The following is a 15,828-nucleotide window of genomic DNA, read 5'->3' on the forward strand; positions in this document are numbered from 1 at the left end:
TTCTTGACGACCATAGAGCATTGGAACCACCTGATCCCATCCCGAACTCAGCAGTGAAACGATGCATCGCCGATGGTAGTGTGGGGTTTCCCCATGTGAGAGTAGGTCATCGTCAAGATTAAATTCCAAAACCCCTGTCTGCTAACGCAGACAGGGGTTTTGTCGTTTTAGACTGGTCAAATTCCGCAGAACAAAAAAGCCAGCCCCTGCAAATCAGGGGCTGGCTTTTTTGTATGCCGTTTATGGGTGCTGGTGATCTGACCTCTAGCAGCGTGCAGAACTGGATGTCACACGTTCCTGGTCAGCGATGTACCTGTCACCGCGAAAACGAAGCCTTACGTAAACAGCTTCAACACATTGTTCATTGCATCATCGGCAAACCCCTGCACAAACTCCTTGAACCCCGGCAGGGCCTCAGCACCACCCTGTGCCGGTTCGGCGATGATGGTCCAGGTCGCACGGGACTTGCCTGCGCCCAGCGGCTCAACACTCATGGCCGCCCACAAATTGGCCACACCCAACGTGTTGTAGATCGTGGTCCAGGTCATGTTCAACGCGTGGTCATCCCGTGAGTTGAGTTGTTCGACCACCAGGTTGCCGTCCTTGAAGAATTTCTTGCGCAAGGACGACACGCCTTCGCCCGTCATTTCGATGTGCGACAGCGCTGGGATGAACTGATCGAAGCCGGCAAAGTTGCCGACGACTGCCCAGACTTTCGCAGCCTCGGCCGGAACTTCCACAGACGACACCACGTGACAGCCTTGAGGGTTTTTGATCAGGGTATCGGGTTGCAGAGTGCTCATGGTTTCGCTCCGTTTGAGTTGAATCAGATGAAGTTGATTTCTTTCAGGTAGTCGCAGCCACGACGCAGCAGCGCCGGGGTTTTTTTTGGGTAGTGCGCGCCCATCTGCCGCACGCCGGCCTGGGCGTTGTCGTGGCCGATCATAGAGATATCGCCGATGTCTTCCTCGAAGCCGTTGAGGTAAAAACCGAGTACGCCGAACAGCGCGTTGTCACTGTCAACCCGGTCCAGTTGCTGTTGCCAGTCAGCGACGCTGACCATGGAGAATTCCCGCCCAGCCTCGCGAAAGGACGCTACGTAGTCATCCCAGCTCAGAGGTTCGGGGTTGTGCAGGTTGAACACCGCTTTTTCAGGCTGATAGCGGCTGGCATGGAAGGCGATGAACCGCGCGAGAAAGTCCACCGGCATCAGGTCGAAATTCAGCGCGAACTCCGGCACCTGGCCGAGCTGGATCGAGCCTTTGAGCATCAGCATCAAGCGGTTTTTGTGGGGCTGACAGACACCCGTGAGGCTGTTGAAACTGATGTTGCCGGGGCGATAAAGATTGACCCGCACCCCTCGCTCGCGAGCTCGCTCCAGAATCCGTTCGCCGACCCATTTGGACAGGTTGTAACCATTCTTGATGTAGATCGGCGGTGTCTGCGCGGCGGGCAATTCCAGCACCCGGCCATCGGCGGTCATCGTGCTGGACGCCGAGAGCGTAGAGACGAAGTTGAATACCTTCTTGCTGCGCCCTTCACACAACCGAAGGCACTCGAAAATCGGTTCGACGTTGTCCCGCGCCAGCGACTCGTAATCGAGTACGTGATTGACGTTGGCAGCGTTGTGCACCAGTGCGCCGAACTCCCGGTCCAGACGTTGGTAATCCTCGGCGCACAGCCCCAGAGACGGACGAGTGATGTCTGCGGAATACACCCGCACCCGGCTCAGGTCGAGATGCTCCAGACGGTTCTCGCGCAGTGCATGAGCAAAGCGCTCAGCCGCCGATTGCCCAGCACCATCACGCACCAGGCATGCGACTTCAGTGGCCCCCCAACCCAGCAGCGCCTCGACAATGTGCACGCCGACAAAACTGTTGGCGCCGGTCACGATCACCTTGTGCACATCGCCCATTTGGCTGATGGGCAACGGCTGAATATCCAACTCACGAAAGGCATCGGCCAAGGCCTTTTCACTCAACACTTCTTCGGTGCCGGAGCCGCGTACCAAGGTCGCCAACTTGGCAATCGTCGGTAACTCGATGAAGCGGTTGATCGAGATACTGCGGCCAAACTCCTCCCGCATTCGCAGCAACATGCGCGACAACAGGATCGAGTGACCGCCCAGATTGAAGAAGCTTTCGTCGGTAGAAATGTCGCTGGCCGGCAGCTCCAATAACTCCGCCCAAATCTCCAGCAGCAGTGCCTCATCGGCACTGGTGGGTAAGCGCCGAGTAGTGTTTTCCAGGACGCTGATGGGCATTGCAAGCAGTGCTTTGCGGTCGACTTTGCCATTGCTGGCGAAGGGCATGCTTTGCAGTTCGGTCCAGGCAACCGGCTGCATGTAGTCCGGTAAAAACTGCAGCGCGTGAGCCTTCAAGGCTTCGCGAGCGGTGCCGGGCCGGTCTTCCTGAGGCTGCGCGAGGAAGGCCAGGATGCGCCGTTGACTGTCGATGACCACCGCCACCTGGCGATACAACTGGCTGTCACGCAGGCAGCGTTCAATCTCTTCCGGTTCAACCCGAAACCCGCGAATCTTCACCTGGTGATCCCGCCGCCCACACAGCTCGACGCCGTCGCGGGTCCACTTCGCCATGTCGCCGGTTCGGTAGGCGCGCAGGCTTTGGCCGCTTGGAACACTCAACTTCAGGTAGCGTTCGGCGGTCTGTTGCGGGTTGTTCAGATACCCCAGGCACACACCCGGTCCGACGATGTACAGCTCACCGACAGTCTGGTCGGCCACCGGTTGAAAGTCTTCATCGAGAATCAACACCTGGCTGTTGGCAATCGGTGCGCCGAGGGTTCGATTGCTGTCGCCGCTACGCAATTGTCGCGCGGTAATCAACACTGTGGCTTCGGTCGGGCCGTACAGGTTGTAAAGCTTGCCTTGGCGGGTCAGTTGCTCGATCACATAGGGTTCGCAAACGTCGCCGCCGGTCATCACATGATCCAGAACCTGCAACTGCTCCAGCGGCAGAATGCTCAACAGTGCCGGCGGCAAAAACGCGTGGCTCAGTTGCCGGTGGCGGATCAGCTCGACCAGTTGCAAGGGATCGCGACGTTGATCGTCACTGGGCACGATCAGCTCCGCGCCCTGAAGCAGGGGCGGGAAAATGTCGATCAGTGACGAGTCAAAACTCAATGACGAAAACTGCAACACGCGACTCTGATCGGTGAGCTGCACGTAGTCGGCGTACCACGCGGTGAAGTGCGCAAGGTTGGCCTGACTGAGCAACACGCCCTTGGGATGCCCGGTGGTGCCCGAGGTGTAGAGCGCCATGCACGGCGCGTCTAGGTCGGGCCGGTGGCGCATCAAGGGTTGTTCGAGGTCCACGTCGTCGACGTCGATGCGGCTGATGTCCAGTCCCGGCATGTCGTCAGCGAGTGGATGCTGGCCGTCATGCAGCAACAGCACAGCCCCGGCATTTGAAAGAATGTACTGCTGACGTTGCAGCGGGTGACTCGGCTCCAGCGGCAAATACACTGCACCGCTGCCGAGAATTGCCAAAATCCCTGCATACAACGCGCTGCATTTCGGTAGGCAGATCCCGATCACCAACGTCCCCTGATGTTGATCGAGTAGCGGCTGCAACTGCTGTTGGATTGCACGGCTGTGGGCATGCAGTTGCCGATAGCTCAGAGATGCACCGTCGATACTCAGTGCAGGTCCTTCGGCAGATTTGAGGAGGCGTTGTTCGAGGCGTTCGATCATCGGGATCCGGCCCAGTTTCAGCAGCCCGGGCTGCTCGGTGAAGTTGAGCTGATGGATGAAGGCCAGGTGTTCGAGCCACAACAGATTTTCCACACGCTCAAAGTGAGCAGGCGCTGCCGGTTGTGCGTGCAGAAAATACTCGGCATCCCGGGAGAAGCGGCTGACCAGCAGCGCGACGTGATCCACCAGCTCCGCCACCGCTCGCAGGCGCAATGCCTGGCCGTTACCGCAAGGCACGTCGGCGATTGGCACGCGAGTGAACAATGCCGAGTTGTAGGTGCACAACACGTCCAGCGACGGCAAACCGTCAGCCTCCGTTCCACCGACACCCAGTTGCAGCGTCAGTCGCGGTGTTTCGCTGAAGTCAGCAAACGGCACACTCGCGTCGTCGATCAGCAAATCAAATGCCGGTTGCTCGTTGAGCGTGTCGAACCGCATTAACGAATGACCGTGTTGTTCTAGCTCCAGCGCCAGGTCGGTCAAGGCTTGGCTTTGCCCAATGAGCAAAATGTCGAGACGTCTCATGGATGTACTCCTTGTTAACCCAGGTAATCGCTCAGCGCGTCTTGCACGCACGGCGAATCGAGCAGTGAACTGCTGCGAAAAAACCGCACGATGTTGGCGACCAGCGGGTGATGGCGATTGATCGGGAAGGCCAACCCCGAGACTTCGCACTTGAGTGCCTGACGTGCCGCCTCGCTGATCTGCAAAGACTCGATCAACAGGAAGTCGAAGGACTTCTGAATATCGTTGGTCAGGTAATGCCTGATGAACACCGGCAGGATCTGCGCGATGCAATGGCGATCTTCTTCGCTCGCGGTGTGCCAGTAGATGCGCACCAGCCGCGCCCAGAAGCCGGAGTGGCGACCTTCGTCCAGCAAGTGATCGGCCATCAAGCCCTTGATCGACTGCTTGACTGTGTCGTCCTTGGCGAACGCCGCGACATCGCCGGTCACGGTGTTCTCGGCAATGGCCACGCAGATCAATTCGACGGCACTGCGCAGGTGTTCCGGTGCGAGCGCCACGGCCGCCGGGATCGCTCGACTGAGCTCGATTTCGTCCGGTAACACGATCGGTGTGATGCCGGTCATGGCGATGGTCTGCTGCATGAAGTCCATGGCCACCAACGCGTGGTAGTCCTCGTCCACGACCACGGTCATGGCGTCGTAACGGCAGGCAAACGGGAACGTCACGGCGAAGCGATTCTTGGCAATGCTGCGCGCTGTCTTGTCGACGATCTCGGTTTCGAAAATCACCACGTCGTTGATGAACTTGTAGAGCGTCTGCACCAAGGCAAAGTCCCTTTGTTCCGGGCATTCACGCAGGAAGGTTTCACTCAGCACCAGCGGTTGCCGGCTCAAGGGATAGATCAGTTTGTCGTCGTTTTCCAGCACCCGCCGTGGGCGAGTGCGGATGGTCGCGCGGCTCTCCCAGGCGTCGGCGAAGGATTGGTAGTCGGCGGCGTTCATGCGCTTACCTCAGGCAAGGGTTCGCCCATGCTCAGACGCAGACCGTCCCACAGTGCGATGCGGCTTTCTACGGCGGCAATGGCGCTGGCGTAGACGTCCTCTTGGCGTTGCGGATTGCCATCGACCAACCGGGCCAGGAGTTTTTCCGCTGCCGGGCCGTGGTCTTCGGAATCGACTTCGATGTGCCGCTCCAGGTAGTACCGGAAGGTCGGCGCTTGCTCGATGCCGATGCCCCAGTCGTCGAGAATCCGCTGGAACATCTGCGGAATCACGCTCTCACGACCATGCAAAAACGCTGCGGCGACGCTGTGTCCGGGTGCATGCAACGCTGTGTGCAACGTGTGCCGCACAAACTGCGCCGCAGCCGGATCGACGTCCACGCTTTGCAACGCGACGTCGTAACTTACGCCTTCCTGTTGCAACGCTACAAAGCGTTCCACCGCGACGGTGCTGGCACCGACTTCGCGCATTGCATCCAGATACAATTCAAAATGGCTGTAATGACCTTGGACCAGACGATCATCGGACTCTTCACCCAGCACGATTTCGTTGATCAGACGTGCAGCCTGCGGGTCTCGTGGCGGCAACCAGGGCAGTTGAACGCAGGTCAATTCCTGTTGTAGGCGCTTGGTGAGCGACATGAAATCCCACACCGCAAATACATGGGTTTCCATGAAACGTTGAAGTACCGACAGCGAATGTATTTCAGAGAAGATCGGGTGTGCACTAAGTTCTGCCTTCTTCTGGATGAGGCGGTCTTTATTCGTTTTCATGAGTGAGCCTATGGGTTGTCGGAAGTACGGTTAATGAAGTTGCGAGCAATAAGTGTCTGTCGTTTGAAGTTTTCTATGGGCGAGCGAAGGCCTCAGGCTGATGGGGCTGTATGAGTGAGTAATGGTCCGCAGATACAGGGTTGCAGGCCTGTGTTCAGTACGGCGAACAAAAACTAATACACGAATAAAGAGTCGGGCAAGTTATTTTTTAATTAAATGAAAGTTCAAGTTATTCGGGTGCGACAAGCTCCAATAAAACTTTTGTTTTAAGTTTTATTTGGGCGTAGTTACTCCTTCCGACTAATAAGCATCAGAATTTAAATAAAGAGTGAATGCCTCACTCGAAGCAACTTTTATAGTTAGATCGTCGAAGTGGTTTTAGGGGGGGAAGTTGGCTGGGATTAACGCCGGTGCTTCCTTTCCCGTGACAAGACTCCTTCCTTAGGTTCTTGGTGCGGAGACTGTTACGCAGGTGCGCAGCGTCGCCCGTTCATTGGTTGTTGGCAGTCCAAGAGTGAGCGTAAATCACGGCAGCCGCTATCGCTGAGATGTCATCTTCTCAGTGCAATGATTGGGCTCGGGAGGGGGAAATCGAGGGCAGGGCTTTAGCGTGGGGCTTAGCGTCATCGCGACAAGCCTAAGCGAGCAGTCCGATCTGCTCGCTCAACTTGCCGGTACGGTTTACCGGGAGGTTTTCTTGTTCAGCGCTTCAGGGCTGGCGAGGTAGCGTGTAATGACCTCGACACCCCGGTTGAGGTGATTCTCGAGCATCGTTACCGCGCGCTGGATGTCGCGGTCTTCCACGGCCAGTAGCAGCGCTCGGTGATCTTCCTGAGACAATTTGCCCAGGCCCATCGCTTCCAGATTGAAGCGTAGGAAACGTTCCTCTTCGTTCAACCCTTCTTCAATCAGACTCAACAGTCGACGGTTCGGCGCCTTGCTGTACAGCGACATATGGAACAGGCGATTGAGCCGGCCGATCTCGGTGTAATCGTGCTCTGTTTCCATGTCATCGATATGACGGGCAGCCTGCTCGAAGTCTGCTTTCTCAAGTAATGGAATGGAGAGTCGCAGCGCTTCAGATTCCAACAGAATCCGCAGCGCATAGGTTTCAACGGCATCACCCGAAACCAGCGGTGCGACGACGGCACCTTTATGGGCGACAACGTTGAGCAGTGCCTGGGCTTCGAGTTGGCGCAAGGCTTCGCGCACGGGCATGCGGCTAACCCCGAACAGATCGGCCAGATCTTGCTGGCGCAATGCAGTGCCGCAAGGGATGCGCCCATCGAGAATCGCCGAGCGTAGCGTTTCTTCGATCACCGAGCGTGCGAGGTGAGCGGGAATCGGCCCGCTGACCTTGATACTACTGAGAGGGTTGGGCTTCTGTGTCACTACTACGCACCCTATTCGACTGAAATATTTGGATCCAAATGGACACTAGTGACTGCACTGAGACTTGTCAAACAAGTCAGGTTCTCGATCGCAATCTTTTTATGTCATTCACAATACAAGTCTAGCGTGCCGTCCGTGATTGCACCGTGCCATTGTCTTTTGTCGGGCTAACCTGCACCATCGGCCGAATACCATTTGCCTGACCTGGATGCCTCGCATTGGCGGTACGTTTCGCGATCCCACGGACTTTGCGCTGGCTGTGTTGTGCGCTGCTACTGGCCGGCCTCATGCTGGGCGGCTTGCAGGCCGATTGGGATTTTTCGCTGATCAGCCGCCGTGCGCAAGCCTTACACGGACCGTTAGGTGAAGGGCAGCAGCGGATCGATGCCTGGCAGCAGTTGCTGGCCACTCAGAAGCAAGTCAGCGAGCAAGAACAGCTCAAAGTGGTCAACCTATTCTTCAACAAGCAGGTGCGTTACGTCGAGGACATCGACCTGTGGCACGAGGTCGACTATTGGGGAACGCCCATCGAAGCGCTGTGGAAGGGCGCCGGTGATTGCGAAGATTATGCGATTGCCAAGTATTTCAGCCTGCGCCACCTCGGCGTATCCAGTGACAAGCTGCGCATCACCTACGTCAAGGCGTTGCGCCAGAACCGGGCGCACATGGTGTTGACCTACTATTCAAGCCCCGAGGCCATGCCGCTGGTGCTCGACAGCCTGATCAACGAGATAAAGCCGGCCAGCCAACGAACCGATCTGTTGCCGGTCTACTCTTTCAATGCAGAAGGTTTGTACTTGCCCGGCGCCAAGGGCAACAAAAAGGTCGGTGACACCAAACGTCTGTCCCGCTGGCAGGACGTGTTGAAGAAAATGCAGGCCGAAGGTTTCCCGGTCGAAACGACAAACTAGGAGCAAGCGCTCAGATGTCTTTGTTCAAACAGCTGTTGATCGCTATTTGTCTGTTCCTGGTGGTCGCCTTCACCGGCAGCTTCATGGTCAGTCTGGAAAGCTCGCGCACCCAGTACGTCAACCAGTTGCGCTCCCACGCCCAGGACGCCGCGACGGCGCTGGCACTGTCCCTGACGCCGAACATCGACGACCCGGCGATGGTCGAGCTGCTGGTCAGCTCGATTTTCGACAGCGGTTACTACTCAAGCATCCGCGTCGTCGACCTGAGCAACGACAACACCATCGTCGAGCGCAACGGGATTGCGGCGGTCAACAACGTGCCGGACTGGTTCGTCAAAATGATTGGCCTTGAAGCCGCTGGCGGCGATGCGATTGTCAGTCGTGGTTGGGAGCAAGCGGCGCGGGTGGAGGTGGTCAGCCACCCGATGTTTGCGCTGGCCAAGTTGTGGCAGAGCGCGCTGGGCAGTCTCGGCTGGTTGTTGGTTTGCGGCGCCGTGAGCGCGGTGCTGGGGGCGCTGTTGTTGCGTCGGCAATTGAAACCGCTGGATTACATGGTCAAGCAATCCCACGCCATCGCCCGCCGCGAATTCCTCAGCCTGCCGGAACTGCCTCGCACGCCGGAGCTGCGTCGTGTGGTGCAGGCCATGAACCAGATGGTCGAGAAGCTCAAGGCGTTGTTCCAGGAACAGGCCGAACGCAGTGAAAAACTGCGGGTCGAGTCTTATCAGGACAACCTCACCGGGCTCGCCAATCGTCGTTATTTCGAGATGCAATTGAACACCCGGGTGAGCAATCCGGAGCAGGCCAGTTCCGGTTATCTGCTGTTGTTGCGGGTCAAGGACCTGGCCGGTTTGAACCAGCGGTTGGGCGGCCAACGCACCGATCAGTTATTGAAAGCCGTGGGCGAGCAGTTGTCCCGCGAGTGTGCCAAGTACCCGGAAACCCAGAACCTCGTCACGCGGATTCGCGGTGGTGAGTTCGCCGTGCTGGCGCCGGGGCTGGTGCGGGAAGAGGCGCTGCAGTTGGCGCAGAACCTCGACAGTGCATTGGCGAGCCTGCATGCGACGGGCGCCACCGACGTGGCCTCGGTGGCTTCGATCGGGTTGGCGCCGTTTGTACATGGCGACTCACCGCAAGCGGTGCTCGGACTGGGCGATCAGGCGTTGGCCCAGGCGGAAACCCAGGGCGAGCCGAGCTGGGCGTGCCTGGATCACAGTGCGTCGGCCATTGTCGGCGATGACCATCATGCCTGGAACAATTTGCTGGATCAGGCGTTGAATCAGCGACGGTTCCAGTTGTATTTCCAACCGGTCGTGGCCAGCCAGGACACGCAACTGGTGTTGCATTACAAAGTGCTGTCGCGCCTGGTCGACGAGCAGGGGCAGACCATTCCTGCCGGGCGCTTCCTGCCGTGGCTGGAACGTTTTGGCTGGACCGCGCGGCTGGATCGGCTGATGTTGGAATTGGTGCTCGAGCAGATGGCGGGTCACGAAGAATCGCTGGCGCTGAATCTGTCGTCGGCGACGTTGGGCGATGCGCAGGCGCTGAATAAAGTTTTCGAGATTTTGCGCGCGAACTCTAATCTGGGGCCACGCCTGACGCTGGAAATCGGCGAGGAACAGCTGCCGGAGCAAGCGATGCTGGAAGAGTTGACGCGGCGTCTGCGAGAACTCGGCTTCTCCCTGAGCCTGCAACGTTTTGGTGGGCGCTTCAGCATGATCGGCAACCTGGCGCGACTAGGGCTGGCGTACCTGAAGATCGATGGCGGTTACATTCGGGCGATTGATCAGGAGAGCGACAAGCGCCTGTTCATCGAGGCGATCCAGCGCGCGGCACACAGCATCGATTTGCCGCTGATTGCCGAGCGGGTCGAGACTGAAGGGGAGTTGTCGGTGATTCGGGAGATGGGGCTTTATGGGGTTCAGGGGCAGTTGTTTGGTGAGCCCAAGCCTTGGCGGTGAGGCGGATGCCGCTATCGCGAGCAGGCTCGCTCCCACAGTAGATCTTCAGTGAACACAGCCTGTGTGAACGACCAAAACCCCTGTAGGAGCCGAGCTTGCTCGCGATGGCGTCAGTGCAGTCACCGGAAAATCTGAAGGCAAATTCCTAGGAGATTTCCTTCGAGTTGTGTCGGTTTTGGTGAACTTGTTCCGGGCAATGCGCAGGTCTAGTCTGGCCTTGTCACTGAATAATCAGTGACACGGACGTGCAAGTCCGGGTAGAAACCACATCCAAACACTGCCTCTGGCCATTCATCAGGCATTTTTCATGCTTGTTGTGATTGCTTTATGGCGGCTGTGTGCGGGAGACCTTCGGGTCTGCCGAGGTTTAGGGCGTGGTTACTCGGTCTTGCACCCCGCACATAGCTGCCACCTTATTCGCGTGCAAGCGAACCGGGTCAGCCTCTTTGTAATCATTGAGACCACGCCATGTTCAAAGTAACCCCAAATCCGCCTTCTCCTCGCAGGGGCCGCCTCTTCACCGTCTCCCCCGACATCCCCACCGAAGCCCTCCTGGCCAACGCCTCCGAAGACCTGCTCTCCATCAGCGCCATCGCCGCCGACCTGGCCGACGATGTAGAAGGCTCACGCCGCTGCGTCGCGCTGGCGCTTAGCCGAATGGCCGACGGGGTTCATTTGTTGGTGGAGCGGGCGCTGGATCATCTTGAGTCGCCAGAATTGGCGGCGGGTTCAGTCAAGATTTAGCAGGGTGGTTTTGTGTTGGGTTGAAGTCCGCTTTCGCGAGCAGGCTCGCTCCCACAGGTGATCTTCAGTGAACACAGCTTGTGTGAACGACTGAAATCCAATGTGGGAGCGAGCCTGCTCGCGATGGCGTCAGTACGAATACCAAAAAAGGTGGGGAGTTAGAGTTAGATCAACCCCGTCTCTTCATCATCAATCAACTGGCTCAACCCGCCCAACGCTTCACGGGCCTGGTTGCGGTCCATCAGTTTGGCTTGTGCCGCCGGCGGCAGGTCGGTGACGCGGATTACGCCTTTGCTGGTCAGCACCTGGATCAAGTCGTCGAGTACCCGGATCATTTCCAGGTCGCTCTGCTTGAGCTGTTTGAGGCTGGTTTCCATCACTTCGTTGGCATACCAGGTCTGGATTTCATGGTTGTCGGCCGGCAGTGTTTCCGTGGCCTCGGCGTAGGCCGCGGCTTCCACGCGCACTAACTGGCCTTGCGCATCGCGTTGCACGTAGAACATTGAACATCCCTCAGAAATGGACCAGCGTCATGCTGTCAGCAGCATAGGCCAACTGAACGCGAGTATGCGGTGCGGCGACGAAATCGTCACCGTGGAGAAAGGCACAAACGTGACGGCCGCCCCATAAGGGCGGCCGTTTTTCGTTTGATCAGCTGTTGTTGTGATCAACCTTGATGGTTGGATCGCTGCCGGCGATCAGGTTATGCAGGTTGGCGCTGGACCAGTTGTTACCTTCCAGTTTGATCGTCACATCCGCCTTGGCCGCAGTCGCGTCGGCGCTGTTGAAATTGCCGGCTGAGTTGACTTCCAGGGACGAGACGCCGCCAGATGTGGTGATCTTCAGGAAGTTATCGATGGTGCTGCCGCTCTCGTTCTGCAACAGATCACGCAGGTCGATGCGGTCGCCTTCATTGGCATTGAAGTCCTTGATCACGTCGGTGCCGGTATCGCCTGCTTTCCAGACGAAGGTGTCGCCACCCAAGCCGCCGATCAGCGTGTCGTTGCCAGTGCCACCGAGGAGGGTGTCATTGCCGGCACCACCGTCCAGCGTATCTGTGCCAGCGCCACCGATGAGGAAGTCATTGCCGGCCTCACCGTTTAGCAAATCGTTGCCAGTGCCACCGAGCAGGATGTCGTTGCCGCTGCCGCCGTAGAGTTTGTCGCCACCGCCCTGCCCGAAGATGATGTCGTTGCCAGCACCACCCAACAGCGTATCGTCACCATCATGAGCCCCAGACACATCGAGCGTGGAGTAGTGCTCGGTGACGTACTGGTGCACGTTACTTGAGGTGACTTGGTTGGTTTCGACACCGGTTTCCTTGCCAACAAAAGCCTGCAGCGCGGTGTAGCCCTCACCCGTCACGCCAGTGAAGCTCACCAGGTCGCCGAAGATGATGTCGTTGCCATCGCCGCCGTTGATAGTGTCCTTGCCCGGAAGGGTCGCTTCGCTGTGGCCGAGAATGGCGTTGGCCAGGTCATCCGGGTTGATGTTGGCCAGCGGTTTTCCATCGGTGGTGTTATACGGCGAGAGGTCGTTTTCCGTGACACCGCTGTTCACGCCAATGGCTTGCACCTTGGAGTTGGCGGCAGCAAACAGCGCGAACGCGGATGCCGCATTGCTCGCACTGACGGTGTCGACAGAGCCGCTGCCTACGTAAACCGACAGTTCATAGGTGCCGTCTCCCTGAGCGTGAACTTGCAGGCTGGAACTGTACTTGTCCGACGACCAGTCGCCGTTCCCTTTTTCGCTCCATTTGTACAAAGCACCCGAGGAATCAACTACCACGCGACTCTCACCACCGATGATCATCCTGAACTCGGTCCCCGGCGTGTAGGAGCCTTGCTTCAACACGTTGTCGAGGTAAAGGTCGGTAGCGCTATTGGACTTGTAGTCGACGACCAGCGGATTGGTTTGTTCGTCCTTCGTATAAGCGGTCGGCTCACCATCGGTGATGAAATAGGTGAGGTTGGTCGCGTTGAGGTTGCTCAGCGCGTCAGGGCCTTTGAACCAGTTTGCGGTGGTTTTGAACACGTCTTCGTAGTTGGTGTAACCACCAGACTGCATGCTGTTGAGGACCCCCTTCAATAGGTCCAGAGCACCTGGTTTCGACAGATCAATCGAAATCGATTTGTTGACCTGTGTATCGAAGTCCACGAGGAACACTTTCACGGTGCCAGCGCTCGAGTTTTGCGAGGTGGCACTGGCGATCAGCGAGGTGAACACCGCTACCAGCGAATTCTTCGCCGACGTTACGGAGGAATCGCTCATGCTGCCCGAGCTGTCGACCATGAACGCGATGTTGTAATTCTTGCCCGGTGTGACCGTCAGGCCGCCGATATCTGCCACCACGATGTCATTGCCATCGGTGCCGACGACATTGTCGTTTCCTGCGGTGGCAGTGATCGAGTTATAGACCGCCGGGTAAACGGTGACGGGAATCGTTGCGACGCTGGGCGGCGCCGAACCACCGAGTAATTCGGTGGAGGTGGAAGTCACCGTCAGGTTGAACTGGCCGTTGTAATACGCAGGCGGGGTCACGGTCAGGGAACTGAGGGTCCAGCCGGTGACATTGGCTTCGCCGGACGTCGCGGTGGCGGTGAAGGTGTGGCCGGCGCCATCGGTGAGTACCGCGCCCACCGGTATGCCGCTGATCTTCACGCTCAGGCTTTCGGAGCCGTCGACGTCTGTCAGTGCGGTGGTGATTGCGGACAGATGAACGCTGGTGCCTTCGGCGCCCGTGTTGAGTTTGTAGCCTTCGTAGTAGCCTTCGCCGTTAGTGCCGTGCAGGTCGGAAACAGTCACGCCGGAAGCGACCAGATCCGCCACACCGGTGTACAGCGGTACACCGGCGCTGCTCAAATCGATAGCCGTGCTGCCGTTGACCGACAGGTTGACGTCATAGCTGCCCGGGCCGCTTTGATTGTGGTGGTAGATGTCCAGCGTGTAGTAACCGCTGGTGGTCGGGGTGAACGAGCCGGTAAGCGTGCCGCCATTGCCCCACAGGGCACTGGCCACGCTCTTGCCACCGATGGTCACCAGCAGGCTGTCATCGCCGGTGCCACTGAAGGTGTAGGTCTTGCCGGCTTCGAGGTAAATCAGGCCGGAGGTTTTCGACGCGGTGCCAGCAGCCACATCGCCACTGGATTGCACGTTGCCGACGGTGCTGCTGGAGTTCGGTGTGCCGGCGGCATCGATCACCGATTTCAGCGTGTCGGAAGGCGCGCCGTTACCATTGGTGCCCAGGCCGGCCAGGCCAGTCCAGACTTCCTTGATTAAGCCTGTCGAGGTCACGTTGTTGCTGGCGACGTTCAGCGTTGGTGCATCTGCTACCGGGGTGATGTCGATTTTGATCGTGCCGGTGCTGCCCAGCAGTGTGCCGTCGGTTGGCTGGAACTGGATCTGCGCGTAGTCCGCCAGATTGTTGCCCGTGCCGCTGTTATAGCCGTTGGCGCCAGATTCGTTAGCGTCAGGCATGAAGCGCAACTTGCCCGCGTCGATGTCAGCCTTGGTGATGGTCTGGTTAGGCGTCAGGTCGGTCCAGGTCGAGCCGTTCAGGTATTGCAACTTGCCTTCGACCGGCAGGCCGGTGATTTTTACTCCGAGGCTGGTGGCTGGGCTGTCGACATCACTGACGCCGAAGGTCGACCAGCCGAGGATCAGCGGGGTGTCTTCGGTACCGGTGACGTTAACCGGTGCGGCAGTCGGTGCGTCGTTGACCGGGGTGACGCTGATGTTCAGCGTGCTGGTGGAACCGGTATTGGTGGTGTAGGTGACGGTCGGCACGGTGCCGTTCCAATTCTCCACCGGGGTAAAGGTGTAGGCGCCGTTGGCACCGAGGGTCAGGGTACCGACGTTGGCGATGGTCACCGGGGCGGCGCCTGCGGTGTACTCGGTGCCGCCAACCGTGAATTTGGCTACGCTCAGGGCGTTATCCACATCGCGGTCGTTAGTCAGTACGTTACCGGTGGCGATGTTGTCCTCGAGGACTGTGTTGGAGTCAGCAGTCAGCACACTTGGGTCATTGACCGGGGTGACGCTGATATTCAGCGTGCTGGTGGAACCGGTGTTGGTGGTGTAGGTGACGGTCGGCACGGTGCCGTTCCAGTTCTCGGCCGGGGTAAAGGTGTAAGCACCGTTGCTGGCGATGATCAGCGTTCCGACACCGGTCATGGTTGCGGTCTGGCCCGCCGTGAAGCTGCCGTCGACCCCATTCATGCTGAAGCTGGAGACGCTCAGGAGATTATCGACATCGTGATCGTTGGTCAGCACGTTGCCGGTGGCTGCGTGGTCTTCATCGACAGTATTGGTGTCCGCGGTCAGGACGCTCGGGTCATTGACCGGGGTGACGCTGATATTCAACGTGCTGGTGGAGCCGGTGTTGGTGGTGTAGGTGACGGTCGGCACGGTGCCGTTGTAGTTCTCCACCGGGGTAAAGGTGTAGTCGCCGTTGCTGGCGATGATCAGCGTTCCGACACCGGTAATGGTTGCGGTCTGGCCCGCCGTGAAGCTGCCGTTGACCCCATTCACGCTGAAGCTGGAGACGCTCAGGAGATTATCGACATCGTGGTCGTTGGTCAGCACGTTGCCGGTGGCCGCGTGGTCTTCATCGACAGTATTGGTGTCCGCGGTCAGGACGCTCGGGTCATTGACCGGAGTGACGCTGATATTCAGCGTGCTGGTGGAACCGGTGTTGGTGGTGTAGGTGACGGTCGGCACGGTGCCGTTCCAGTTCTCGGCCGGGGTAAAGGTGTAAGCACCGTTGCTGGCGATGATCAGCGTTCCGACACCGGTCATGGTTGCGGTCTGGCCCGCCGTGAAGCTGCCGTCGACCCCATTCACGCTGAAGCTGGAGACGCTCAGGAG

At 58.4% G+C, this 15,828-nt stretch carries 9 protein-coding genes, 1 rRNA gene and 1 pseudogene; 4 read left to right on the forward strand and 7 right to left on the reverse strand.

Annotated features, from left to right (window positions below):
- Window positions 1–2: 2 nt before the first annotated feature.
- Window positions 3–118, forward strand: a 5S ribosomal RNA gene (rrf, locus tag KGB06_RS26215).
- A 217-nt stretch (window positions 119–335) separates the two neighbouring features.
- Here rrf and KGB06_RS26220 read toward each other — a convergent pair.
- From KGB06_RS26220 to KGB06_RS26240, 5 genes are all read right to left on the reverse strand, one after another.
- Window positions 336–803: an SRPBCC family protein gene (locus KGB06_RS26220; RefSeq protein WP_223520999.1), complete on the reverse strand. Its 468-nt coding sequence runs from the start codon at window positions 801–803 to the stop codon at window positions 336–338.
- Window positions 804–826: 23 nt separating this feature from the next.
- Entirely contained in the window at window positions 827–4,237 is a 3,411-nt protein-coding gene (locus tag KGB06_RS26225; protein ID WP_223521001.1) for a non-ribosomal peptide synthetase, read from the reverse strand.
- Window positions 4,238–4,251: 14 nt separating this feature from the next.
- Window positions 4,252–5,181 (reverse strand): diiron oxygenase, encoded by a 930-nt coding sequence (locus KGB06_RS26230; protein ID WP_223521003.1) that lies wholly within the window; start codon window positions 5,179–5,181, stop codon window positions 4,252–4,254.
- Window positions 5,178–5,954, reverse strand: a complete 777-nt coding sequence (locus tag KGB06_RS26235; RefSeq protein WP_223521005.1) for a DUF3050 domain-containing protein — start codon at window positions 5,952–5,954, stop codon at window positions 5,178–5,180. Before KGB06_RS26235 ends, KGB06_RS26230 begins: the two co-directional genes overlap by 4 nt.
- A 681-nt stretch (window positions 5,955–6,635) precedes the next feature.
- Window positions 6,636–7,346, reverse strand: coding sequence for a GntR family transcriptional regulator (locus KGB06_RS26240; protein ID WP_223521007.1), 711 nt, complete (start codon window positions 7,344–7,346; stop codon window positions 6,636–6,638).
- Window positions 7,347–7,564: 218 nt separating this feature from the next.
- On the opposite strand from KGB06_RS26240, the gene lapG reads away from it, so the two are divergent.
- From lapG to KGB06_RS26255, 3 genes and pseudogenes are all read left to right on the forward strand, one after another.
- On the forward strand, window positions 7,565–8,257 hold the full coding sequence (lapG, locus tag KGB06_RS26245; protein ID WP_223521009.1) for a cysteine protease LapG: 693 nt from the start codon (window positions 7,565–7,567) through the stop codon (window positions 8,255–8,257).
- Between the two features lie 14 nt (window positions 8,258–8,271).
- Window positions 8,272–10,218 (forward strand): cyclic di-GMP receptor LapD, encoded by a 1,947-nt coding sequence (gene lapD / locus KGB06_RS26250; RefSeq protein WP_223521011.1) that lies wholly within the window; start codon window positions 8,272–8,274, stop codon window positions 10,216–10,218.
- Between the two features lie 483 nt (window positions 10,219–10,701).
- A pseudogene (locus tag KGB06_RS26255) lies at window positions 10,702–10,962 on the forward strand (DUF6124 family protein); the annotation flags it as partial.
- Window positions 10,963–11,126: 164 nt separating this feature from the next.
- Here the strand turns inward: KGB06_RS26255 and KGB06_RS26260 are convergent.
- Both KGB06_RS26260 and KGB06_RS26265 read right to left on the reverse strand, forming a co-directional pair.
- The gene (locus KGB06_RS26260; protein WP_223521015.1) at window positions 11,127–11,465 is read right to left on the reverse strand and encodes a tryptophan synthase subunit beta; all 339 of its coding nucleotides are present in this window, start codon (window positions 11,463–11,465) and stop codon (window positions 11,127–11,129) included.
- Between the two features lie 148 nt (window positions 11,466–11,613).
- Window positions 11,614–15,828 (reverse strand): beta strand repeat-containing protein (locus KGB06_RS26265; protein WP_223521016.1); only part of this gene is annotated, 4,215 nt, incomplete at its 5' end.

Origin of the sequence: Pseudomonas sp. GL-B-19 (assembly GCF_019956415.1) — a bacterium.
Taxonomy (GTDB): Bacteria; Pseudomonadota; Gammaproteobacteria; order Pseudomonadales; family Pseudomonadaceae; genus Aquipseudomonas.